Source organism: Ferrimonas marina (assembly GCF_900129905.1).
GTDB classification, from domain to species: Bacteria; Pseudomonadota; Gammaproteobacteria; order Enterobacterales; family Shewanellaceae; genus Ferrimonas; species Ferrimonas marina.
Genome location: NZ_FQXG01000005.1, coordinates 215,299 through 238,492, shown reverse-complemented (window position 1 = coordinate 238,492; position 23,194 = coordinate 215,299). Strand labels below are relative to the sequence as shown.

Below are 23,194 nucleotides of genomic sequence, written 5' to 3'. Positions count from 1 at the left end.
GCGATGTGGGTGTGTGCCCTTTCTTCGATACGACAATTACGACATGCCCCCCACTGCCCTTTGAGTGGGGCCTGCAGGGGGCTTTTTAATGTCAGATGAGCACGACACCATACGACACGCTACGGCAACCGGCGATTGTTTTACCTCGGCATGTAGTAGACAGGCTTCCCGTTCGCGTCGGCCGTACGCACTAGATCCCCAGCTGCAACGCATCGAGCTAGCGCCTGTCTAATGACCTTTGAGCGGTTGCCCGTCATCTCTTTAAACGGGAGCACTCTTATTCGACTTTTGATGACGTCCCGCTCCGATATGGCCATACCCGGCTTGAACATCCTCATCACGGCCTCGCATTCGGTTTTTGCGCCTGCGATGCCTTTCTCATCCAGCAGTTCGGGAAGGTCTCGGAGCAGGGCATCGACAATCTGAATAGCCTGTTTTACCCAGGTGACGGGGATTTCCAACTTAGGTTGCTGGCCAAGCATGAGGGACTCTGCAACGTAGAGATTGACCGCGACCTTGATGATCTGGATATCGGCCTTCCCGAACGCTCCGCGCAGGATCCCATGGCTGTAGCACTCCCCATCGGCCAGCAACGGCTCAATCTGCTGTTGGTAGTCTCGGATGGCGAGCCAGCTCTCGTCGGTCAATGCCAGAGGGATGGTGTCTTCGAGGTTGTTAGAGGGCAGTTGCCCAAGTTTGAGGGTCAAGCCTTCCACGCCATGCTCATAACGATCTTGCAGCACGCTGCGCTTGGCAACCTGCCCATGACTGTAGTTACGCTTGCCAATCAGGTTGGGCTCAGAGACGAACAAGAAACGCTCTGCGATACCTTGACCATGGGAGCCCTCTACCACCTTCTCCATCGAGCCCGGTTGTGCCAGAAGGATAATGGCCCCATGGATCTTGCCCTCGTAGCCTGAGCGAGTGACGCGCAGAGACCAGTGGTGCTCTCCGCCAAAGCCCTTAAGGACAAGATCGTTGTCTTGATGGCGGTCTTTGCCTCGGGTGTTGCCAAGCAAGACATCAACGAGCCCTTGTTCTGCGCTGGCCAGCGAGAAGTGGCCGTTGTTCTTGGACACGACGGATTGCTCGATGGCCTCGACAGTGCCGTTGGTAGCGAACGCTCGAAAGCAACGTGCAGGTTCGTCATCACCTGAAGCTTCGGCGTTATCTCGCCACGACTTGTTCAGCGCCTGCACCGCTGTTTGAATAGGACTGGTGGCGCTGTTCAGCACTCGGGACTTTGCAGCTGAAGGCGGCTGCTCAACGACCACATACAGGCCCGTGTTTAGGCGCGTGCCATCCGGATAGAGTGCGCTGTAAACCGCACTGCTCAAGCCCGAGAAGACACCCAGCGTTGACATGACACTGCTCAGCACCGGGAACTGGGCGCTGCTCGCCACCTCGACGCCAAAGCGTGCAATCTGGCTGGCCTGAAAAACCTCCGCCAAGCCTGAGCTATTCGCTCCGACTGGTGATAGAGCACTCTGGGAACAGCTGGCGGACTCCGTCTGCTCTGGCTTTGGTGCAGTTTTCACGGCCTCTTTGTTAGTACGTGCACTGGTGGTGGGTAGGAGCTTGGCTCGCTCAACGTTGACCAAGGTCTTCATGCAGCCCCCATACTGGTAATGACGGAGGACATCGATCACGTCGAAGCTGTCGCCGCCGTTGTGCAGTGGGCAGCTACTGTTGTGACAAAAGCCCGCTTGGGAGTCGGTGAACAGCATCACACCGGCTACTCCACTCTCGCTCTCCGGCGGCAGGTACTTATAGCCAATACGGCGAAACCCGTTTTGAGTCAGCGCCGCTTCGAGGGGGTATGCAGCTTTAATCGCCTCGAAAAGGCCGTCCGAGGTGAGGTCCGTCGATCGGATAGGGGCGGCTGTTTGCTCGAAGCGCACCTGCTCCTGTTCAAAGGCGTGCTGTTGGTACTGGTGAACCTGCTGCACCCATTGTTGGCCTTTTGCATCGAGATCCCCCAGGTCAGACACCGACCATGAGTCGTAATGGCCACTTGGCGGCATGCCGGGCGCGAAGCTCAGCTGTTGTATCCGGGCGCAGCACGGGTCGGCTGCGTACTTATTAGCCAGGTATTCCTGACCTTGCACCCAGTCGCCAACCGGGATTGGCTCCGCGAGGGGCAGGATGACTCGCCACCGTGGGGCCTCTTCGGTGCTGGAGAAGGTGGAGTAAGCGGCATAGTTACAGCCGAGCTTCTCCAACTGCTGCTTAAGCGTTTCTGCCGACACTGCGCCGTCATCAATGTCGAGCACAAAGGCGGTTTGGGCATCCGCTGCCAGTACGGCTTCCTTGGTCTTCGCTTTGGCCAGCGACGGCAAAAACGCCGGGAGAGAACGCTTGTTGGTGTAGTTGCTAGGGATTTCGACGTGAGCCAGCAGCTCGTTGTAACAGCATTCGCCAAAACCATCGGTTTGGGACAAGTGCTCGGCCCAAAGAAAGCGGCAAGGCGATTGGGACACTGCTTTGGTTTGCATAAGCCCTCCTTAACCGCGTTGGTCTAGTTGTTGTTCCAGCCAGCTGTCGATCTCCGACTCAACCCAGCCGACACTGCGGGAACCGAGCTTGATCTGCTTGGGGAATTGACCCGCTTTGACAAGGGCGTAAATGGTGGCGCGGGACAGCCCGGTTTTGGTGATGACCTTAGGCAGACGGATTACGTTGATAGCCATGTTCGTACTTCCTCAGTAGGTGTTGGACTCGGGCTCAGGTTGCCCAAAGAGAACGGCACCAAACAGGAGGTGGGGGGAGGTAGAACCTGGGGGGAGGGGAGGTTTAAAAGTCTAACAAAAGTGCTGAAAAGCCCCATCGGATGGGGCTTCGGCTAGGGGAGGGCTGTTGCTAGTATTTTGGAGTACCGCCTTGAGGTTGCGCGTTCGCCACCATGGCAATCGCTTCCAAAGTAGCTTTGGGTACCTCTCCGCCCTCGTTGGCAATCCCAAGACGTTCTCCGTTCTCTACCAAAAAAGCCTTAATGGCCTGTTTATGAGAACGCCCTTTTTGGACTGTCGGATTTCTTGCGATATAAACGTGTGCTGCCACAGCTGCATTCAGCTTCGGGGCGAAGAACTCCGAATTCGGATCGGCATAAGGGGCCTCACCCAAGGAGGCGGCTGCATCGGTATGGGCCGATGGAACAAGATTTACACGGATCAAATCAGCAAATTTCCCATTGATCCCCCTTTGCTCTACCCACGCGGCCAGTGCTTGTTGGCGTACGACCGTTCCGGAGGCATCGATAAAGCCAGCGTAGTCATCTTCTGCACGTCCTGCGCCCTCCAATGGCAATCGGAGCCGCTGCGTTTGGTCATGCTCATCCACGTACGCAGGATACTTGCTCGCGTACTCGGTGAATCTGGTCGCCATGGCGGACAAGTGGCCATCGCATACTGCAGCCCGAAGTGTGCGAAGCAGGGCTTTGTAGCTCCGGCTCTTACGAGGGTCATCGGCGTAACTGCTGGGGTCAAAAGGCTCTTGGTCCAGCAGCAAGCAAGCTGCCTCGTGAAGCGTGTACTCCTCTTGCCAGGCGTAAACCTGCATCGGATCCATGATCGTCTCCTTACAACATTGGATGTGGGCCAATGTACATGAGAAAACTGCGCCAGTGGAGGGCCCTCCCACTTTCGGAATCTTGACGCAAAGGTCTGGTTGTTTGGGGGTATGGGCGGGGATAGACTGGGGCTCATATTGATCGCACTTAATTAACCGGCACGGATGCCCATGTTGTTAGAGACCCCCACCTCCATGAATGCCAATACCTCCTCTTTGGCGGGCCTGATCTGGTCTGTCGCTGATCTGCTGCGCGGTGACTTCAAGCAGTCCCAGTACGGTCGCATCATCCTGCCCTTTACCGTACTGCGCCGCCTGGAATGCGTTCTAGCGCCGTCCAAGGACAAGGTGCTGGCGATGGTCGAAACCACCAAGAACATGCCGGACGAGGCCGCTGATAAGCTCCTGCTCAATGCCGGTGGGCAGGCGTTCTACAACACCTCCAAGTTGGACCTGTCCAAACTGGGTGAGACCCAAATTTGGGACAACCTCGACGCTTACGTGCGTGGTTTCTCCAAGGAGGCGCGCGAGATTTTCGAGCACTTCAGCTTCGAGACCAGCCTGACCAAGTTGGATGAGGCCGATCTGCTCTATAAGGTGGTGCAGAAGTTTGCCCACTTCGATCTGTCGCCGGAGGCGGTGGACAACTACCACATGGGCCTGGTGTTTGAAGATCTGATCCGCCGCTTTGCAGAAAGCAGCAACGAGACCGCCGGTGAGCACTTTACTCCGCGCGACATTGTGCGCCTGACCACCTCGTTGGTGTTCGCCACCGACGACGATGCGCTGACCAAGCAGGGGATCATCCGCTCCATCTATGACCCAACTGCGGGCACCGGTGGCTTCCTCTCCTGTGGCATGGAGTACCTGCACGAGCTGAACGACAACGCCGTGCTGCGCACCTTCGGCCAGGAACTGAACCCTGAGTCCTACGCCATCTGTAAGGCGGACATGCTGATCAAGGGCCAGGACATCAGCCAGATCAAGCTGGGCAACACCCTGTCCAACGATCAACTGCGCGCCAACCGCTTTGACTACTGCCTCTCTAACCCGCCGTTCGGCGTGGACTGGAAGAAGATTGAGAAGACCGTTAAGGACGAGCACAACCAGCGGGGCTTCGATGGTCGCTTTGGGCCGGGCCTGCCACGGGTTTCCGATGGCTCCCTGCTGTTCCTGATGCACCTGATCAGCAAGATGCAGAAGCCGACCGCCGACACTGTGGGTTCCCGTATTGGCATCATCCTCAATGGCTCCCCGCTGTTTACCGGCGGTGCGGGCAGTGGTGAGAGCGAGATCCGCCGCTTTATCCTGGAGCAGGATCTGCTCGATGCCATCATCGCCCTGCCCACCGATATGTTCTACAACACCGGCATTGCCACCTACATCTGGGTGCTGTCCAACCACAAGCCAGTGGAACGTAAGAATAAGGTGCTGTTGGTCAATGCTGCTGATCTGCACAGCCCGATGCGCAAATCCTTGGGTTCCAAACGTAAGTTCCTGACCGACGAGGTGTTGGCGGAACTGGTGGCCCTCTACAGCCGTTATGACAAAGCCGAGATAGAACAGAGCGATATCGCCAAGCTGTTTAGCACCCGTGACTTCGGTTACCGCCGCATCACTGTCGAGCGTCCGCTCAAGCTGGCGTTTGAGCCTCACAATGCCGAACGTATTGAGGCCATGAAGGCCGATAAGCCGTGGGCCAAGCTGGATGGCACCCTGCAGTCCGCCATCCTCACCGCCTTGGGTCGCTTTACTCAAGACAAGCTGCTTTCTCGGGATCAGTTCAAGAAGGCGCTGGTAAGCCAAATGGACGGCATCAAGCTGCCTGCCCCGGCCTTCAAGTTGATCTGCAAACATATCGGCGAGCAGGACGACGCGGCAGAGGTGTGCACAAGCAAGGGCCAGCCGGAGGCCAACCCGGATCTGCGTGACAACGAGATTGTGCCGCTGTCCGAGGACATCAACGACTATTTTGCCCGCGAAGTGCTACCCCATGTGCCGGATGCCTGGATTGATACCAGCAAGGCCGATGAACTGGATGGCCAGGTGGGCATCGTGGGCTACGAAATCCCCTTTAATCGTCACTTCTACCAGTATCAGCCGCCGCGCTCACTGGAAGCCATTGACGCTGATCTGGATGAGGTCTCCAGGGAGATCATGACCCTGCTGGCAGAGGTGCACTCCTAATGGCTGAAGTAAAGGAGAAGGTGCAGGCTGGTCAAGGTAGATATATGCCGTACCCACGGTACAAGGAATCAAAAGTTGAAGGCCTTAGCGAGGTCCCTGAGCATTGGCAGGAGCCTACACGCGTCAAGTTTGAATCTTCATTAAAAGGCAGGCTTGGATGGCAGGGGCTTAAGGCGTCCGAGTACCGAGACGAAGGCCCCCACGTTGTTAGTAGCGCGCATTTCAGGAACTGCGCAGTTGAGTGGGAACGTTGCCCAAGAGTATCAATGGAACGGTACAACCTGGATAGCAATATTCAGCTCCGAGAGGGGGATATTCTGCTAATGAAGGATGGGGCTGCGATGGGGAAGATGGCATTTGTTGATAGCCTTCCTGGTCCGTCATGCTTGAATAGCCACTTGTTACTGTTTCGGCCATTGATAATAGATGGGGCAGAGCCATCCTATGTCCCTAAATTCTTGTTCTACTTTCTGCTGACCGAATTGTTTCAAGGTTTTATCAAAGTCAACGGTACGGGGGCTACTTTTCTTGGGATATCTCAACAAGCCATTGGCAATTACAGCTTCTATTTGCCGCCATACGATGAGCAGCGCACCATCGCTGCCTTCCTCGACTACGAGACCGCCCGCATTGACGACCTGATCGCCAAGCAGCAGCGCCTGATCGAACTGCTGAAGGAGAAGCGCCAGGCGGTGATATCCCACGCCGTCACCAAGGGCCTCAACCCCGACACCCCCCTCAAAGACTCCGGCATCGAGTGGCTCGGCCAAGTGCCTGAGCATTGGGAGGTAATGGCAATCAAGCGGTTATCGAAAGTGATGAGGGGGGCTTCACCCCGCCCAATTGATGATCCCAAATACTTCGATGATGAAGGCTCCTATGCATGGGTAAGGATTGCAGATGTCTCGGCATCAGGTATGTACCTAAATACAACGAAGCAGCAGCTTTCCCCTCTGGGCTCGAGCCTGAGTGTCAAACTCGAACCTGGAGAGCTTTTTCTCAGTATCGCCGGCACAGTTGGAAAGCCTTGTATTACAGGAGTAAAAGCCTGTATCCACGATGGTTTTGTGTACTTCCCGGAACTTTCGATTGAGCCTAAGTTTCTTTATTACCTTTTTGCGGCAGGGGAGGCATATAAAGGGTTAGGGAAAATGGGGACGCAGCTCAATTTGAACACAGACACAGTAGGCAACATAAAGATCGGAGTCCCCAAAAGTGAAAAAGAGATCGAGGGGATAGCGTCATACTTAGATGTAAAGTTCGAAGAATATGAGCGGTTAATCTCCGTAGCCCAAAGCGCCATCGACTTGATGCAAGAACGCCGTACTGCCCTTATCTCCGCCGCCGTTACCGGTAAAATCGACCTGCGCGACTGGGAGCGCCCCGAGACAAATCATGTCGCTTAGTGAAGAGCTAAAGCCGAAGTGGGTGTTCGCAATGGGCGTGCTGATAGGCTCCCATCTAATGGTTTGGACTGCTGGGTTCTTTGCCATTATCTCAGTTGCCAAGCTTTGGGGCTTCGTCTCGGGGGGATTATGGGACATTTTTCAAGGGCTCGGTGGTCTTGCAACCGCAATCACTGCGATCATCGCATATCGTAAATATCATCAGGAGCTAGAGACCCGCCGTATTGAAGAAAAGCGGGATCAAGAGCTACGCATAGATGAAAGTATTTTGATGTTGGCTAGAAACCTGAGGCCACCTAGTTTCCATAGTGAACTGCTTGTTTCTTACACCATGTTTCGTCGCATCAAGCACGAAATTTATGAACGTGAAGCTAAGACCGCTGCCGAAACCTTTGGAGTGGTTCTTCGCCAGTTCATCCGTAATGCAGATGCGGAACTACTAGCAGGTCCGCCACTACATGCTCATGCGAAGGTTGTATTTGATAACTATTTGCCAGATCGCGATTGGGTAGAAATGTTATGGCAAATTCCTGAAGAGGCGCACAATGAAGTCGTGGAGATAGCAATGCGCATGGTTGCAAACGGGCGGTTCACGCTCGTAGCAATTGATGACCGCTATTTTATTGCAGGCATCGATCCGCTTGAAACGGATTTCATCAATGAAATCGTTGCTGAGGCTCAGCCAATAACCACCAACTTTAAAGCCAATACAGCAGACTTTACTTGGGAACAGGAATATTTTTTGGATTTGTTCTTTGCGTTACAGAACAACTGGCTGTCAGCTTACATCTATTTAACGCAAAGCCCAAATGGGAGAAGCCTATTGAGTGCTATGAAGCAATACTACGACCAAGGCAATGAGCACAATGATCATGGACGCTAAAGCCCTAGAGCTGAACTTCCAAAATCATATCGTTATCTCCCTGGCGCTACAGGGGGCAGTGGGTCCAAGCGTTTCCGGATCTACCCGCCGAGCGTCAACGCATCGCCAAGATCGTAAGGAACCATGTCATACAAGGCACATCCGCCTGAAAAGTTAAGGACTGAGTTATGAGTGTGCAGGGACGCAGCATCCGTTTATTTTTAGTCGATGGCAGCCCCCACGGACTTCTTACTGCCGAGATTGTTAACTGGACGGGTCACGTATTGACGGCTCCCCGCAGTCGCCTGGCGGAGTTGGTAAAGCGTCCAGAGTGTGCCCGCACCGGGGTGTACTTTCTGGTGGGGCCGGATCCAGACAATAGTAGTCGGCCAAAGGTCTACATCGGCGAGTCCGACAATGTGGCTGATCGCCTTCGCCAGCATAACCGGCCAGAGGGAAAGGGCGGCAAGGACTTTTGGGAAAAGGTGTGTTTGGTGACCAGCAAGGATCAGAACCTGACCAAGGCCCATATAAAGTATCTGGAGTGTCAGTTAATGGCGATGGCTAAAGGCTCAGGACGATGCAGCCTGGTTAATGGCACTGAGCACCAGTACGACGCCTTGCCCGAGGCGGACTTGGCCGATATGGCGTTCTTTATTGAGCAGATAAAGACCCTGTTGCCGGCCTTGGGTTATGACTTTTTACGTGAGCCCGGCGCAAAGGTTACGGCACTAGCGGAGAAGTCTGCTCCACGTTTTGAATTGGCCGTAACTAAACATGGTGTCAGTGCGGTAGCGCAGGAAGTGGATGGCGAGTTTGTGGTGTCTGCGGGAGCGGTTGCGAAGATGCAGGGGCGAAACAGTCACAGCAATTACCATGGACTGTGGTTGTCACTGTTGGAGAGTGGTGTCATCGAGCAGGATGGAGACAGTGCGAAGTTCATTGATGACCATGCCTTCAACAGTCCTAGTGCCGCCGCTGCGGTGCTGTGCGGGTACAACTGCAACGGTCGCAAGATGTGGGTTGTTGAAGGTAAGGCGCAAACCTATGGCGAATGGCAGCAGCAACAATTGGATTCGCCGGAATAACACTGAATCATGTGATTTGAGAATATGGGAATGAACAGTAATACCAAAGCCCTGGAGCTGACCTTCCAAAACCACATCATCGCTGCTCTGGAGTCTCAGGGCTGGCAGGTGGGCAATACCGCCAACTACGACAAAGAGCGGGCGCTGTACCCGGAAGACCTGCTGGCCTATGTGCAGGAGACCCAACCGGACACATGGGAGCGCTATACCGCCGTCTATGGCAAGGAGCCGGAGCGCCATCTGCTTAATGCCGCTGTGCGCCAGTTAGAACGTGAGGGCACGCTGTGGCTGCTGCGCAATGAGATCAAAGATCGCGGCGTGCGTATCAAGGTGGCCAGCTTTAAGCCGGACTCTGAGCTCAACCCCGAGCTAAGCCTGCGCTATCACAAGAACCGCCTTAGGGTGGTGCCTGAGCTCATCTACAGCCCACATGGCTACGATGGCCGCATCGATCTCACCCTGTTCTTGAATGGCCTGCCCGTCGCTACGCTGGAGCTGAAGTCCTGCTTCAAGCAGAGCCTGGAGAACGCTAAGAAGCAGTACCGCTATGACCGCAAACCTAAGACGGACAGAAAAGATGAGCCGCTGCTGAAGTTTAAGCGCGGTGCCCTGGTGCACTTTGCGGTGAACCAGTTCGAGGTGGCGATGACTACCAAGCTGGCAGGCAAGGACACCTTCTTCCTGCCCTTTAACCGGGGCACAGAGGCGGGCGGCGCGGGCAACGACACCCCTGCAGATGAGAACCGCTACGCCACCGAATACCTGTGGGATGAAGTGTTCCAGCGCGACAACCTGCTGAAAATCCTGCAGCGCTTTATGCACCTCGAGGTCAAAGAGAAATTCGACGCAGTGGGCAATCAACAGCGCAAGGAGACCATGATCTTCCCGCGCTATCACCAGTGGAGTGTGGTGAACTCTCTGTTGGATGCGGTGCGTTTTGAAGGCACGGGCCAGAAGTATCTGATCCAACACTCTGCTGGTTCTGGTAAATCCAACTCCATTGCCTGGCTGTCCCATCAGGCCGCATCGCTGCGCAACACCCAAGGTGATAAGTACTTCAACTCTGTGATCGTTATTACCGACCGTACCGTGCTGGATAGTCAGCTGCAGGACACTATCGGCCAGTTCGAGCACGCCGATGGAGTGGTGGGTAAGATCAACCGGGATGAGGGGCAGGGCAGCAAGTCGGCCAAGCTGACCGAAGCACTGGCCAGCAACACGCCAATCATCATTGTCACCATTCAGACCTTTCCGCACGTGCTCAAGGCCATTCAGGAAAGCACCGGCTTGAAGGATCGTACCTTCGCAGTGATCGCCGATGAGGCTCACTCCAGCCAAAGCGGCAGCACGGCTCGCCAACTGCGTGAAGTGTTGATGGCCGAGCAGCTGAAGGAAGACGAGGAGTGGTCAGCCGAGGACGTTATGAACGCGACGCTGGCGGCACGGGGAGGTTCGGACAAGATCAGTTACTTCGCCTTTACCGCGACGCCCAAGGCAAAGACCCTGGAGCTATTTGGCCGCCCGGATGACCCGACTATCCCGCAAAGCGCTGAGAACAAGCCTAAGCCCTTCCACTGCTACACCATGCGTCAGGCCATCGAGGAAGGCTTCATCCTGGATGTGCTGAAGAACTACACCAACTACAAGCTGGCGTACCGCTTGGCGATGAAAGGCCAAGAAGCGGACGAGGAGGTGGACAGCAAAAAGGCCAAGTCTAAGCTGTCAAAATGGGTGGCACTTCATCCACACAACATTGGCCAGAAAGCCAAGATCATCATTGAGCACTTCCGTGAGAACATCATGCACCTGCTGGCCGGTGAGGCTAAGGCGATGGTGGTGACGTCCAGCCGGATGGAAGCGGTGCGCTACAAGCTGGCGTTCGACAAATACGTGAAGGAGCAGGGCTACAAGCGCATTCAGGCAATGGTGGCCTTCTCTGGTGAGGTGAACGACCCGGAAAGCGGCCCGGTGCCTTTTACCGAGTCCAACATGAATCCAGGGCTGAAGCCGAGCGAGATGCGGCAGAAGTTTGATACCGATGAGTATCAGGTCATGCTGGTGGCCAACAAATTCCAGACCGGCTTCGATCAGCCCAAGCTGTGTGCAATGTACGTGGATAAGAAGCTGACCGGGGTGGACTGCATCCAAACCCTATCGCGTCTTAACCGCACTTATCCGGGCAAGGACAGCACCTATGTGCTGGATTTCGTCAATGAGCCACAGGACATTCAAGACGAGTTCCAAGAGTACTTCGAGGTCGCAAAGATCGAGACGCCGACCGATCCCAATGTGGTGTACGACCTGCAACACAAGCTGGAAGACAGCACCATCATTGTGCGCAGTGAGGTGAAGGCCTTTGCTGATGCCTACTTCGATCCCAAGCGGGGTGCGCAGGCCCTGACCGGCTATATCAAGCCTGCAGCCGATCGCTTTATCAAACGCTATCAGCACGCCAATGAGACCCTCAGAGAGACCAGGAAGACCCTGAAGGCCATTGCGCTGAAGGGGACGGAAGCAGACAAGGCCAATGCCGAGCGCAGCGTCAAAATGGCGGAGGAGGCGCGCAGTGAGCTGGACATCTTTAAGAAGGATGTGGGCAGCTATGTGCGCTTTTATGAGTTTGTCTCCCAAATCACCCCGTTCAACGACGAGGAGCTGGAAGAGCTGAACGTGTTCGCTAGGCACTTGGCTCCGTTGCTTCGCCAGGAAGTGATCGAAGAGGAAGAGATCGATCTCGATGCCGTGGTGCTCAGCCACTACAGCCTGAAGGAGAAGCGCACCCAAGACCTTAAGCTCAAAGAGGGCGAAGGTGGTGGCCTGATAGGCGCTACGGCCATGGGCAGTGCGGCTCCCAAAGAGCAAAAGAAGGATATGCTGTCGGAGATCCTGGAGCGCATGAACGACCTGTTCGGCGCTGAGACCACCGACGGCGACAAGCTGACCCTGCTGCAGGGGGCTGTGTCCAAGATCAGCGAGAACGAAACCGTGATGGCCCAGGTGGAGAACAACAGTGAGGCCCAGATCATGATGGGGGATTTCCCGCAGGCGATGCAGACAGCCATGATCGAAGCGATGGCGTCTCACAAGCAACTGACGACCGAGTATCTCTCGAATGATGATGTGGCACGGGAGTTCAACAAACTGGTGCTGGGGATGTTGGTTAAGGGGATACAGGCTGGCATTTAGTCGAGCGTTTATATGCGACAAAAAGGCAACGGCATGTCCGAGCCTACCGAGTGAGGAGGGGTATGCACGATGGGATGGTTACCCTTATTCTTTAACGTAATCAGCCTGTTGTACTAGGATTTAGAATTAGCATGCTAGAGCAAAGGGATAAGACCCTATCAAGGAATGATGCCTAATGGCTGGTTACGTATATCACTTGCGGCCCAAGTCTAACGCTAGGTTTTGCAAAGTTGGGATGACGCATGGCCGCAGCGTGGAGAAGCGGCTTAGAGAACTCAACACTCAAGGCTATGGCGGCTTCACTGACTGGGAAGTTGTTTCATCAGTACTTGTCGATGACCCTGTGGAAGTCGAGAGGAGCATCCATAAGCGATTTGTTCGTTCGGGCGTCCCTTCCGAAAGAGAGCAGGAGTTTTTCTACGCTACGCTTGATGAGGTGGAGTGCGCGCTAGAACCCTTCAAGAAAATATCGCTGGACAAACATGTCAGGGAGCTAGGGAAGTGGCAAAAAAAGTGCGCTCACTTGGAAAGGCAAGTGGCGGAGCTTGAAGAGCAAGTCAGAGACCTTCAAGGTAAGCACCCGCTAAAAGAACTACTTCGGGCATCGACAGACGAGATCCAAAAGCGAGTTCGGGAGCGCATTGAGGCTGACCGGCTAAGAGCAAGAAGCGTGAATCAACGGAGTTACCAACGGAATTGTGAGGGGTGTGGGCGTAGCATATCGAAGAAGACCGGTCTTGGGTTTTACCGCCAATGCCCAAGCTGCGGTCGGAAAGCAACTTAGCGTAGTTCATAGCATTGCCAAAAGCACAAAACTCCCAAGCGCTCACTTTTAGTAACACAGTTAGTAACACGGGCCGGGTCTTCTATGTGCTAGGTGATGATATGGCGGGCGCTTCAGCGGTGGCTTCAAGTCCCTCAGGGGCCACCATATACAGAAAGGCGCAGCAGGTTAGTAACCGCTGCGCCTTTTATGTTTGAGCTACCCAATAGCTAGCTCTGGTATACCGCAGGCCTTGAGATAGTGATACGTTTCGTCGTAGAACGAGCATTTCCGTGTGCTGTCCTCGTCGTTGCCAGCCGGAATGAAGATCACCATACCTTGGCGAGCTCTGGTCAATAGCACGCGATAGGCGTTTTCTAGGTATCGTTGCTTTGCTTCACCGCGTCTGTGTTGCCATTTAGTACCGGCAAATTGCCATTGCTCAAATTGTCCATTGGTGTAGCGGTAGTTAGCGTCCCATGCGACTAGCACCCAGTCCAGTTCCAACCCCTGAACATCAAACTCTGTTGCTACATCCTCGAGAAAATGGCTAGACCGAATGTCTTTCGGATCGTTGAGAAACCAAACGGCCGGGTCGATCTCATTTTTGACGAAAATCCCTTCCGCTTTGAGTCGCTGACTGTCGGAAGCGGCCACCATGCCTAGGCTATCCACGCCGCGGGCCATCGATTTCAACCAGGCTTTCGCCCTCGTGAGGTCGCGGGTCAACTTTATGGGGTAGTTGCCTCTTAATTTGGCGAAGTACTCAGCGGCCTGGTAGCTGTCATTGTGAATCAAGTGATGAACAAAGTGCGATAGGTACTCCGCCCTGAATGAGCGCATAGAGGCAGCCAAATGAAGCGCATTAGTACTCTGTCCACGACTGCCCAATAACTTTAAGTCAACACTGCCCCCGGCATACTCAGCTTGCTTCAATTGGTTTGAGTAATGCACCTGCCAATCTGGAAACCTAGAAGCTAGCGCATCTATCCAGCCAGACAAACCGGCTTCGCCTTTATTTATCTCCTGGCCACCGCCGATCAAGGTCACGATGGCGCACCAGTCGCTGTGGCGATCCATTACCTCAATCAGAAACTCTGGCTCCGATTTATCGAAGTTTCGCTGTCCTCGCTTTCTTCGCATAAAGTCTGAAGCGATCGCTCGATCCCAAGCACGTTGCGCTTCATCAAAGATGACCACTTTATCTTTTGGAGCATCGTTGTTTTGCACATACTCGTCACGAAAGTGGTGAATGTTTTGGACCATGGACTCCACCTTCCGGCGTGCCTGTGTCTTACTGATGGCACCACCTAGTCGTTGCACTTCATCACGAGCCAAAGCTTCTCTGAGAACCGAGACCAATGGTCCATTTCCAGAAAGGAATACAGCGTGCTCTTCATCCTCAGGGTTGGCATGGTTGGTGGCTACATTCAGTCCGACCAAGGTTTTACCCGCGCCTGGAACACCGGTGACAAAGCAGATGACTTTTCTTTTTTCCAGACGAGCTTGATGGATGATGCTGTCGAGGCATTGAGAGGTTTGGTTTAGATTGATCGCTCCCGCATCGTGTCGGGCGATCTCCTCGACCTGGTGGTCGCCATAGAGGGCTTGTGCGGCTTCGATAATCGTGGGGGTTGGCATGTAAGGTGACGACTCCCAACCACTGACTTCGGTGATCTCTGGCAAGGCGAGCGTATCCGCGATCTGATCTATGACTTGGTGCAAAGCCTTGGCATTGGTACAGATTGGCTTCGCCACTCTTCCCCCAAACCCTTGATCGGGAAAGTCGAGTTGCCAACTTGCCGTTGGGGCATCCGTTGCGACCAGTATCGGTACGATGGTCTTGTCATGGCTGCCTTGATGGAAATTTCTGAGATCCAGTGCGTAGCCTTCGGCTTGTCTTATGTCCCCTGAGCGGTAGGCCTTTTCACCTGCCTTGAATTCGATGACATAGAGAACACCACGATAAAGAAGCACTACATCGGCTCGGCGACCCATCCGAGGAATTAGGAATTCGAAGAAGATATGTCCTTCTGGTGAGAACAGCTGCTCTCGCCGTAACACTTCAACCTGTGTCAGCCATGCGCCGGTCTGCTCATGCACGATCTCCTGTGTGTGGCCCGTGGTGATGGTCCCACAGACTTCTTCGGCGGAGGTTACATAAAACTGTGGCAGAGAGGCGGAGTACAGGGCGCGCTTCATGGCTGCATCCGCTCAAATCGAAACAGCTCAGCCAGCGTAATTTGTAGTGCATTCGCCAGTTTATCGATGTTAACTAACCCGACATTGCGTATACCGCGCTCTATACCACTGATATAGGTGCGGTCTAACTCGGCAATATCGGCAAGTTGCTCTTGGCTCAGTCCCTTGGCTTGGCGCAACTGTTTTATTCGGGCACCAAACTCATGGCAAACATTTGATTTCAATCTACATACCCCATATGTCTATGGGATAGATAGTCTGCGTGTGTAGCCTATTGGTCTACGGACTATGAGTCACATTTCTAGATGACGAATCAGGTCGATTGTGTATGCTAAATCGGTTGCTACCACTCCAACAGTTGTTGCATCTCTCTAAGGCGAGTGCGCTGCAATTGCATCGCTTCGAACACGTCACTTACCGATTGGTTGTCTCGGTTAAGGCCGGGCAGCGCGAGGTTGGCTTCGGCAAAGAAGCGTCTCTGTATAGCGTCTGAGTCAGGGTCATTCAGCCAAGCTTGTTGCCACCATCCTTGAATCCAGTCTTTGGATTCCGCCAGTCGAGCGACTGACGGCAGTTTGTCGCCCTTTTGTCGATTGATGCTGTCGCCACTGGGGCACAGGTTCCAAAGATCGTTATTGGGCCAACGAGCGAATGGGAAGCAGTGGTCGATGTCGTAGCTGGTTGGCAACTTGCGGTGCTTCCAGATGCAGTTCACCTGTTCACCTTGGTCCAGCAATGTTTTCACTCTTTCTCGAACGAAGGCGGTTTGCCGGTTGGGCTCGGCCCACACCAGGCTCTGGTGCAGTTGTTGCGAGGACAGATGCTCATTGCCTTTGTAGCCTTGCACCACACTGATCCATTCGTTGATCAGCACAGGCTCAATCCAGCAGGCATAGCGAGAGAGCGCCAGCCACACCGATTCCGGGAGAATGAAATCACCCCAGCGACTCAGGCTATCGAAATCCAGGAAAAGGGTATCGCTAGCTCTAACTGAGCGAGACTCCACCTCAAACACCTGTCGGTTCGCCTCATTAGGCAGGGTGATGTAGCGGCAAGGCATATCACGGATGGTTTGAGCGGAATGCGATAGCGTTCGATAGAGTGCCCTGGCATCTTCGCCGATAAAGCCGTTACCAATGGCGTAATCATCAGCTGAGCGGTTGGTGAGCATCTGCCAGCCATTGGGTTTGATAAACCCCAGCCCTGCATTGGGGTTGGCGTTTTGCCTTACCTGGTAGTGGTCGATGGCTTGCTTGAACTGTCGGCACCAATAGAGCGCCACCAGCCCCATTGGAAGCTTGATGGTGTCACTGCCATCGCGCACGGCTGCACCAGGGTGGCCGTCGGCAATACGCAGTAGCACTCGCAGCAGCGCCAGCTTGTAGGACGAAGATTTGTTGTCGTTGATGGCGATGTGGCGAAGCAGGGGAAACGCCCCAGTGCCTTCATCGGGCAGTTGTAGCACCGCCGTTTGCCAGTGCACCTCATTGCGCCCCAGCTTATCCGCGTCAGAGCTGGTCGAACTGACAAGTGACAAGCCCAAGCCACGGCCGAGCTTCTTGAGCTCATCCAGGCTGACCGGGTGCATCTGTCTTTGGTCAGGGGATTGGCCGTGTCTCAGGGTAACGACGATCGAACCACCTGGCTTGAGCAGATTGGACAGCTTACGCAGTGCGCGAGGGCGTTCTGAGGGGGCAAGATGCATCCAGACGGCGCTGAGCAGGATAAGGTCAAAACATTGCTCTTGAGCACTCACCTTATTGAGAGCGGGAAGCGCGTCATCTATCCACTTTACGGCCAAGCCTTTGGTGAAGCTTCTACCCAGATCCGCCAGAGCTTTGCAGGGCTCAGCCGCCACAACTTCTGCTCCCATCAGCGCCAAATTGCGTGCATCGCGGCCGCAGCCGGCGCCCACATCCAAGATGCGGCAGTTGTCTTTACCAAGCGCTGCGCTCAGAGCGGATCGCCAGCCCTGATGGACCTGATCAAACTCCACCGAGCGATACTGTTCGCTGAGTTGCTCGGCGTTTTGTTCGTAGAACAAGCTTGTGGGATCAGAACGGTCCGTCATCTGTGCACTTCTTTCTCTTGGAATCTTTGGCGTTGCTTTTTTGAACGCCTAGATGTTCCCATGGGAAACGGCTGATTACCATTAGCGATGCCGCATTTATGCAGGCGGTGTTAAGAAGCCTGTTAGTTATCTTGGTTGTTGAGTGCCGGTAGCTTTGTCGTTTCTTCCTCCAGCCGCTACAGTGGCGAGACTGCTCAGCCATTGCCCTTTGCCTCTATGTCATCAACTCCTACCCCTAGCTCTTCCAATACCTCAGTATCCAGCAAAACCTGTCCGCGTTGTGGCGCGGCGTTCTCGTGCAGTAGCGATGAGAGCTGCTGGTGCATGTCGCTGCCCAAGTCGATGCCGTTGACGACGGAGGCGGTGCAGGCGGGGTGTCTGTGTCCGGATTGCTTGGCATCTGAGCTAGCGAAGGGGGTGGCGCAGGCCAAGCGGGCAGGGGAGGGTAACTGAGCCCGTATGAGCAGTTGCATGACGTGAGAGCCCCGAAAAAAAGAAACGCCGTCCATGGCGCTTGGCCGTTCGATAGGTCTCGCTTTGGGGTGGTAGGGCCCCGTTCGGCCGCTGGGCAATAGGGCGCTCTCGGGCATTGCGTACCTCGTACCCTGCTAGAGTGAAGAGCGCCTTGATAGCGTTGGCAGTGCTTACCCAAAAGGTGCTTTGTCCATGAAGCGAAAGGCGATCCAACCAGAGGGTTCTTGGGTGCTCCGGACAGATCGTTGCGTATGCCAGGAAGTCACTACGGGTGAGGCCCGAAGCGGTGCGTGTGACAGTAGCAGGGCGCACTCTAAGGCCCGGTAGTAGCGGCGCATAGGTCACTTTCCGTCAAGCGGGGTTCAGTGATTGCGGCGGTGCTGAGGGTGTGATCTATGTGGCCCTTTTAGGCTCGATAGGGATAAAGGGCTTGGGCCAACTCTGGCCTAAGCCCCTCATTGATTGAGAGTTACAGCGGCAGTCGCGAGCGCTTGGCCCAGAACAGGAAGTCCTGATCCAGTGCCCATAGGGCGCTATTGCTGTCGGTGTTGAGGCGATACAGCAGCAAGCTCTCGGTATTCACACTGTGGCGTTTGAGCGCACGATAAAAGGGCAGGGTACCCTCGGTAACTCGTTCGGGCCGTTCCAGCGCCGTTTCAAGGTTAAACACCTCAAACAGCTCCACCTGATGGCCCGCCTTGGCATCCTGGTAGCGGCGGAACTCGCCATCGATGCGGTACTTGATGGGTGTGGTGATGCAGTCTTCATCGGTCAGGCACAAGGTGGCGCTGAATATGCCGTGACCAGCGTCGGCAAACACCAGTGACAGGGTGATGTCGGCGCGGATCAGTAAGCGACGATGGTCCGGGAAGTACACGTCCGCCTGGTAGATCTCCTCGTACAGCTGAACATCCTCGGCGAAGAACTCCGGCAGGTTTTCCGGCAGATTGATGCGGTTGAACTGGTGGCGCAGCTCCATGGTTTTAGCCAGTTCAAGGAAGCTGGGCATATTCAGGGTTTGTGGCTGTTCCTTGGGGAACACCAGGTTAATCAGACCCTGGCCCAGGCAGTGGTTCTGCTGTGAGTTGGGGCACAGCGCCATGCTGTCGCCCAGGTCAGAGCGCAGGCCAAAGGCGGTGAAGTCGAGGATGCGATAGCCATCCCAGTCACTGTCTACAAAGTGCTGCTGCCAAGGCTGGTTGTCGTGCTGTTCGCTGCTGAACACCGACAGCGGCCCCTTTTGTTGACCGATAGTGAGTTGATGTTCCTGCTGATGATTCCAGCGCAGCAGGTCGGCATCGGCCGGCAGCCCGGGGCGCATCAGAAAAAGCAGCACCAACACAGCGGCTATCAAGGCCAGGGTGGCGTACTTTAGGGCGGAGAAGCTGCGGCGTGAAGCTGCCGCCTGAGTTGACGAGTTAGCTGATGAAGCCAAGCTGGCGCTGAACGCGGAGGACGAAGAGGCGGCGACCAAGCGCTCGGGGTGCTCCGGCTCCGCCATCATCAGGTTGAGGCGATAGCCTTTGCGCGGGATGGTTTGCAGGCTCAGCTGCGGGCACACCTCCAGCTTTTTACGCAGAGTGCAGATGCATTGCACCAGCGAGGAGGTAGCAACAATCCGATCCGGCCAGCCGGCGTCCAGCAGTGCGTTCTTATCGCAGATCTCACCCTCATGCTGGTATAGGTGGTGCAGCACCGCCGCCTCGGCGCTGGTGAGCTGCACCGATTGTTCGGGGGTGTGTAAGTAAAAGCCTTGCAGGTCCAGCTGGATCTCTTCAGTTAACTGGATCATGTCATGCTCCTGGCCGGCCGCCGCAGGGTGTTTTATGAAATAAAAGTTCATTTATGTCATAAGATTTTATAGGCAATCTAATCTAATAAACCGGGGCGGTCACGGCAGGAAAAAGAACTTTACCCTGATGCTGAAAAATCTGGAATCCGCCTCCTGTCTGTGGTTCAATTTTCTCTCTTGGTAGATTCGATTTTGTGGATGGAATTACTCGCTTTTTATTTACCTTCCATTTGGTGTTGTTTCATTATGGTCAGATGGCTTCAAATCGAAGCTTAAGCGGACGTGCACAATATATAAGAAGGGCGTACTGATGAGTAAGGCAACACCCTTGTACCTAGCCTCGGTTCTGGCACTGGCTGCTTCCGTTCCAGCCGTGGCGTCGGAAACGGCGCACAACTCAGATGCAACCTTGGTGATCGACAGCCTGGCTCAATGGCAAGCGCTGTGGCAGCAGCCTGCGGGGCAGCCGGTGGTGCTGGATATGTACGCAGACTGGTGCTCCAGTTGTGTCCGCATCAAGCAGGAGGTATTGCCTCAAGCCCAGGTACAGCAGGCGCTGCAGCCCTACACCCTGGTAGTGGCCGATCTCACCGCCATGGAGACAGAGCAAACCGAGCTGTTTGATAGTCTGGAGCTGATTGGCCTGCCGACACTGCTGTTCTTTGATGCCCAGGGCCAAGAGGTGCGCGCCGCGAGGATGGCGCAGGAGCCCAGCGCGGAGCAGCTCATATTGCACCTGCAAGAGGTTCAGCAATACCTGCAGTCTCAGCCTTAACTTTACCCTTCTTGTAATTGTTATCAGCGAGCCCGTTTGCTTCAACGCAGAATACTGGCTGATGAATATCTAGAGTAATAAGTTTTATACCCGCATAGCCTCTTTTGAGCCCCGCCTCACTCCTGCTCTTTTATTTATTTTCATTTATATCATTAGCCAGTGGTGCGTGATTTAGATCACAAAATATTGGCTTGTTCCCTTTGATAGTGGCCCTGCAGTTATCTCCCGCCAAGGAGGCCCATCACTTAAAACCGATGAGATGAACTGTAGTGAAAAAACTATGAGGGATAGATGATGAAAAAACTAATCAGCTCCGTAACCAGCCTAATGGTGGCCGGAGCGCTGTTCGCTGGTGCGCCCGCTGTGGCCAACACCGATGCGAAGAACATCTCAGAGCAGCCCCCACGGGACCTGCTCGAGAACGTGGTGTACGAGAAGGAATATTGGGAGTTCCTGCTCGAGAATCACCCGGTGTTCCAGTACGAAAAAGAGGGCCGCTTGATCGGTAACATCCACCTGAGCGATCGCCAGGAGGAGTTTATCGATTTCCGCAGTGCCGATGTCTACGCCGAGCGCCACCCGGAGCTCGACCGTGCCGCGGTTACCTACCGCTTGGGCAAGGAAACCTTCCTGGATTTCCCCAACAAGTACGTGGGGCCGAAAACCTGTGGTGAGTGTCACCCGGCTCAGTACGAGAAGTGGACTCGCTCCCGTCACGCCAACACCTTGCGCTTCCCCGATGAGATGGTGGAGATCGAGAAGTTTGGTCTGGAAGATCTGAACTCACCGGTATTCCCGGAAGTGGGGCCTGCCTCCATCCTGCCGGAAGGGGTGACCGCCGATGCGGTGTACGCGGTGATCGGTACCCCCCGGACCAAGTACGGCTTCCTGGATGCCTACCTGGTGCGTGGTACCTACCACGTGCGTGATGGTCTGCTGTCGGAAGGCACAGGTACCATCGTCGCCGGTACCAACCAGTTCTCCCGTGGCTGGGCGGAAAGCATCACCCCGGAAGTAGCGAAGCAGATCGCCTCTTACGTGGAAGGCTTCCCCACCACCATCGAGGAGTTCGCCAAGAAGGGCACCACCGGCTCTGACGTTTGGGGTGTGACCTCCTACGGCTCCAACTTCGAGAACAAGTTCATGTTCCAGCCCGCCTCCTCCTACTGCGAGGTGTGCCACACCATGAAGTTCAACTTCGCCAACAAGGACGAGTTCTTTGATGCCCTGGGCGATGCCAAGAAGCTGCAGGACGCCACCATCTCCCGCGGGATCTCCTGTGAGGAGTGCCACGGTGCCGGCGGCCACATGGTCGATGGTAACGGCGGCGGCATGCCTTCCAACTGTGAGCGTTGTCACCAGCGTTTCGTTTGGAACGAAGTGGCCCAGGAGCGCGACGAGCGTAATCCGTTCAACTCCTACTTCAAGTCCTCTTGCCCCTCTTGCGGTACCGAAGGGTCGCAGATGTACTTCTCTGAGCACTACAGCAAAGGGATGCGTTGTACTACCTGTCACGATCCGCACGAAGTGACCAAGAACGACTGGACCTCCAACGTCACTTACGCCGGCATGAAGAAAACCTGTGAGGACTGCCACAGCGTCCAAGCGGAATTCTACGCCAACTCCGGCAAGCACCAGGCGGGCGGCTGCCGTGGTTGTCACATGCCCAACCTGGGTTCCTGTGAGAACTTCGCCACCATCCAGTTCCCGGATCAGGCAGGCTTCGACAACGTGCGTGCCTCCCACATCTGGAACATCAAGGTCGACAAGGACGCCAAGACCCTGAATCCGCCGGAAGGTGAGCCGCGCGAGAACACCGTGAAGGGCTGGACCATCGCCCGCGATGACAACAACAACAACTACCTCGACCTGATGTGGTCCTGTGGTCGTACCGCCTTTGCCGATGCCTCGGTACTGGACGGTGGCGGTTGTCACTCGCCGGTGCAGTCCAAGCTGCCCAAGTCCCTGCACTTCGAGAACCAGGAGCAGGTGTATGAGCGCGTGATGAAGTGGCAGACCCCGGTGAAAGACGGCTATGACCACGTTCGCAACACCCTCAAGCAGATCGACAACAAGATCGGCAAAGCCAACCTGACCAACTCCGAGAAAGCGAAGATCCTCGGCCTGGCCCGCCAGGCGCGTGACATCGCTGACAAGGTGGAGAAGGACGGTGCCTGGGGTGCTCACGGTGCCCGCTACACCCAGCGTCTGATGGACGAAGCGGTGGTGTACGTCGATGAGGCTGCAGCCTTGATGAAGCTGTAAGTCGCAGTGGGGCCCGCCTACGGGTGGGCCCCCTTTCTGGGAGGAAACATGAAAACACGAGTATTCCTGATGCTGGCCTCGGTGGTGTTGCCCACCATGGTCAACGCCACCGAGGCACCCCGCACACCCTCCAAGGCGGAGTTGCTGGCTCAACTGGAAGCCAAGTACGCCACAAAGCCGGAGAAGATCAGCCTGCGCGAGGCCCATGGGATCTGGCAGCAAGGTGATGCCCTGTTCTTTGACGTCAACACCCCGGAGCTGTGGGAAGACGGTCGCGTCCCCGGTGCTGTCTTCTTCAACGTAGCGGATTGGCAAGCGCTGCTGCCGGAGGATAAAGAGCAGCTGATGGTGTTCTACTGCGCCAACCGCATGTGCCTGGCCAGTGATTACGCCGCCGAAGCGGTATGGGAAATGGGTTACACCAACATCAAGCTGATGCCCGATGGCATCTATAACTGGCGCCGGGATGGCTACCCCTACGAGAACGACGAAAAACTGGCCAGCAAACAGAATCAATAAGACAGCGGTCGGCCCATGCTGGGCCCTGCCTCTAGAG

General features: G+C 55.2%; 17 protein-coding genes. 10 read left to right on the top strand and 7 right to left on the bottom strand.

The features are described 5' to 3' along the window. Nucleotides 1-140: 140 nt before the first annotated feature. From BUC04_RS13420 to BUC04_RS13410, 3 genes are all read right to left on the bottom strand, one after another. Nucleotides 141-2,495 (bottom strand): DUF3987 domain-containing protein, encoded by a 2,355-nt coding sequence (locus tag BUC04_RS13420; protein ID WP_067664014.1) that lies wholly within the window; start codon nucleotides 2,493-2,495, stop codon nucleotides 141-143. A 9-nt stretch (nucleotides 2,496-2,504) separates the two neighbouring features. Further along, nucleotides 2,505-2,690, bottom strand: a complete 186-nt coding sequence (locus BUC04_RS13415; RefSeq protein ID WP_067664017.1) for a helix-turn-helix transcriptional regulator — start codon at nucleotides 2,688-2,690, stop codon at nucleotides 2,505-2,507. A gap of 169 nt (nucleotides 2,691-2,859) precedes the next feature. After that, a complete protein-coding gene (locus BUC04_RS13410; protein WP_067664020.1) occupies nucleotides 2,860-3,567 on the bottom strand; it encodes a hypothetical protein in 708 nt (235 codons plus the stop codon). 171 nt (nucleotides 3,568-3,738) lie between these two features. Between BUC04_RS13410 and BUC04_RS13405 the strand changes: the two genes are divergently transcribed. From BUC04_RS13405 to BUC04_RS24290, 6 genes are all read left to right on the top strand, one after another. After that, the gene (locus BUC04_RS13405; protein ID WP_067664124.1) at nucleotides 3,739-5,754 is read left to right on the top strand and encodes a type I restriction-modification system subunit M; all 2,016 of its coding nucleotides are present in this window, start codon (nucleotides 3,739-3,741) and stop codon (nucleotides 5,752-5,754) included. After that, entirely contained in the window at nucleotides 5,754-7,160 is a 1,407-nt protein-coding gene (locus tag BUC04_RS13400) for a restriction endonuclease subunit S (RefSeq protein ID WP_067664023.1), read from the top strand. The genes BUC04_RS13405 and BUC04_RS13400 overlap by 1 nt, the downstream gene beginning before the upstream one ends. After that, nucleotides 7,150-8,043 carry a hypothetical protein gene (locus tag BUC04_RS13395; protein ID WP_067664026.1) on the top strand — a complete coding sequence of 298 codons (894 nt, stop codon included), beginning with the start codon at nucleotides 7,150-7,152 and terminating at the stop codon, nucleotides 8,041-8,043. The genes BUC04_RS13400 and BUC04_RS13395 overlap by 11 nt, the downstream gene beginning before the upstream one ends. 167 nt (nucleotides 8,044-8,210) lie before the next feature. Continuing rightward, a complete protein-coding gene (locus tag BUC04_RS13390) occupies nucleotides 8,211-9,110 on the top strand; it encodes a GIY-YIG nuclease family protein (protein WP_067664029.1) in 900 nt (299 codons plus the stop codon). 30 nt (nucleotides 9,111-9,140) lie between these two features. Beyond that, complete coding sequence (locus BUC04_RS13385; RefSeq protein ID WP_067664032.1) at nucleotides 9,141-12,296, top strand: type I restriction endonuclease subunit R; 3,156 nt, start codon at nucleotides 9,141-9,143, stop codon at nucleotides 12,294-12,296. Between the two features lie 175 nt (nucleotides 12,297-12,471). Next, nucleotides 12,472-13,080, top strand: a complete 609-nt coding sequence (locus tag BUC04_RS24290; RefSeq protein ID WP_067664035.1) for a GIY-YIG nuclease family protein — start codon at nucleotides 12,472-12,474, stop codon at nucleotides 13,078-13,080. Between the two features lie 198 nt (nucleotides 13,081-13,278). Here the strand turns inward: BUC04_RS24290 and BUC04_RS13375 are convergent, their stop codons facing one another. From BUC04_RS13375 to BUC04_RS13365, 3 genes are all read right to left on the bottom strand, one after another. Continuing rightward, nucleotides 13,279-15,261: a DUF2075 domain-containing protein gene (locus BUC04_RS13375; protein ID WP_067664037.1), complete on the bottom strand. Its 1,983-nt coding sequence runs from the start codon at nucleotides 15,259-15,261 to the stop codon at nucleotides 13,279-13,281. Beyond that, entirely contained in the window at nucleotides 15,258-15,485 is a 228-nt protein-coding gene (locus BUC04_RS13370; RefSeq protein WP_067664040.1) for a helix-turn-helix domain-containing protein, read from the bottom strand. Before BUC04_RS13370 ends, BUC04_RS13375 begins: the two co-directional genes overlap by 4 nt. Nucleotides 15,486-15,604: 119 nt before the next feature. After that, complete coding sequence (locus BUC04_RS13365) at nucleotides 15,605-17,332, bottom strand: class I SAM-dependent methyltransferase (RefSeq protein WP_067664042.1); 1,728 nt, start codon at nucleotides 17,330-17,332, stop codon at nucleotides 15,605-15,607. Nucleotides 17,333-17,548: 216 nt separating this feature from the next. On the opposite strand from BUC04_RS13365, the gene BUC04_RS24285 reads away from it, so the two are divergent. Next, nucleotides 17,549-17,785: a cysteine-rich CWC family protein gene (locus tag BUC04_RS24285; protein WP_073325949.1), complete on the top strand. Its 237-nt coding sequence runs from the start codon at nucleotides 17,549-17,551 to the stop codon at nucleotides 17,783-17,785. 490 nt (nucleotides 17,786-18,275) lie between these two features. On the opposite strand, the gene BUC04_RS13355 is transcribed toward BUC04_RS24285, so the two are convergent. Then, nucleotides 18,276-19,598 (bottom strand): winged helix-turn-helix domain-containing protein, encoded by a 1,323-nt coding sequence (locus BUC04_RS13355; protein ID WP_067664048.1) that lies wholly within the window; start codon nucleotides 19,596-19,598, stop codon nucleotides 18,276-18,278. 310 nt (nucleotides 19,599-19,908) lie between these two features. On the opposite strand from BUC04_RS13355, the gene BUC04_RS13350 reads away from it, so the two are divergent. The 3 genes from BUC04_RS13350 (at nucleotide 19,909) to BUC04_RS13340 (ending at nucleotide 23,157) form a co-directional block, all read left to right on the top strand. Continuing rightward, entirely contained in the window at nucleotides 19,909-20,373 is a 465-nt protein-coding gene (locus BUC04_RS13350) for a thioredoxin fold domain-containing protein (RefSeq protein WP_082766775.1), read from the top strand. Nucleotides 20,374-20,664: 291 nt separating this feature from the next. Further along, entirely contained in the window at nucleotides 20,665-22,638 is a 1,974-nt protein-coding gene (locus tag BUC04_RS13345) for a cytochrome c3 family protein (protein WP_082766776.1), read from the top strand. Between the two features lie 48 nt (nucleotides 22,639-22,686). Next, on the top strand, nucleotides 22,687-23,157 hold the full coding sequence (locus tag BUC04_RS13340) for a rhodanese-like domain-containing protein (RefSeq protein ID WP_234977408.1): 471 nt from the start codon (nucleotides 22,687-22,689) through the stop codon (nucleotides 23,155-23,157). Nucleotides 23,158-23,194 lie beyond the last annotated feature (37 nt).

What these genes read in the sequence shown, in the direction of transcription:
- BUC04_RS13420 (WP_067664014.1), bottom strand. Translation starts at nt 2,495, where the DNA reads ATGCAAACCAAAGCAGTGTCCCAATCGCCTTGCCGCTTTCTTTGGGCC.
- BUC04_RS13415 (WP_067664017.1), bottom strand. Translation starts at nt 2,690, where the DNA reads ATGGCTATCAACGTAATCCGTCTGCCTAAGGTCATCACCAAAACCGGG.
- BUC04_RS13410 (WP_067664020.1), bottom strand. Translation starts at nt 3,567, where the DNA reads ATGGATCCGATGCAGGTTTACGCCTGGCAAGAGGAGTACACGCTTCAC.
- BUC04_RS13405 (WP_067664124.1), top strand. Translation starts at nt 3,739, where the DNA reads ATGTTGTTAGAGACCCCCACCTCCATGAATGCCAATACCTCCTCTTTG.
- BUC04_RS13400 (WP_067664023.1), top strand. Translation starts at nt 5,754, where the DNA reads ATGGCTGAAGTAAAGGAGAAGGTGCAGGCTGGTCAAGGTAGATATATG.
- BUC04_RS13395 (WP_067664026.1), top strand. Translation starts at nt 7,150, where the DNA reads ATGTCGCTTAGTGAAGAGCTAAAGCCGAAGTGGGTGTTCGCAATGGGC.
- BUC04_RS13390 (WP_067664029.1), top strand. Translation starts at nt 8,211, where the DNA reads ATGAGTGTGCAGGGACGCAGCATCCGTTTATTTTTAGTCGATGGCAGC.
- BUC04_RS13385 (WP_067664032.1), top strand. Translation starts at nt 9,141, where the DNA reads ATGAACAGTAATACCAAAGCCCTGGAGCTGACCTTCCAAAACCACATC.
- BUC04_RS24290 (WP_067664035.1), top strand. Translation starts at nt 12,472, where the DNA reads ATGGCTGGTTACGTATATCACTTGCGGCCCAAGTCTAACGCTAGGTTT.
- BUC04_RS13375 (WP_067664037.1), bottom strand. Translation starts at nt 15,261, where the DNA reads ATGAAGCGCGCCCTGTACTCCGCCTCTCTGCCACAGTTTTATGTAACC.
- BUC04_RS13365 (WP_067664042.1), bottom strand. Translation starts at nt 17,332, where the DNA reads ATGACGGACCGTTCTGATCCCACAAGCTTGTTCTACGAACAAAACGCC.
- BUC04_RS24285 (WP_073325949.1), top strand. Translation starts at nt 17,549, where the DNA reads ATGTCATCAACTCCTACCCCTAGCTCTTCCAATACCTCAGTATCCAGC.
- BUC04_RS13355 (WP_067664048.1), bottom strand. Translation starts at nt 19,598, where the DNA reads ATGATCCAGTTAACTGAAGAGATCCAGCTGGACCTGCAAGGCTTTTAC.
- BUC04_RS13350 (WP_082766775.1), top strand. Translation starts at nt 19,909, where the DNA reads ATGAGTAAGGCAACACCCTTGTACCTAGCCTCGGTTCTGGCACTGGCT.
- BUC04_RS13345 (WP_082766776.1), top strand. Translation starts at nt 20,665, where the DNA reads ATGATGAAAAAACTAATCAGCTCCGTAACCAGCCTAATGGTGGCCGGA.
- BUC04_RS13340 (WP_234977408.1), top strand. Translation starts at nt 22,687, where the DNA reads ATGAAAACACGAGTATTCCTGATGCTGGCCTCGGTGGTGTTGCCCACC.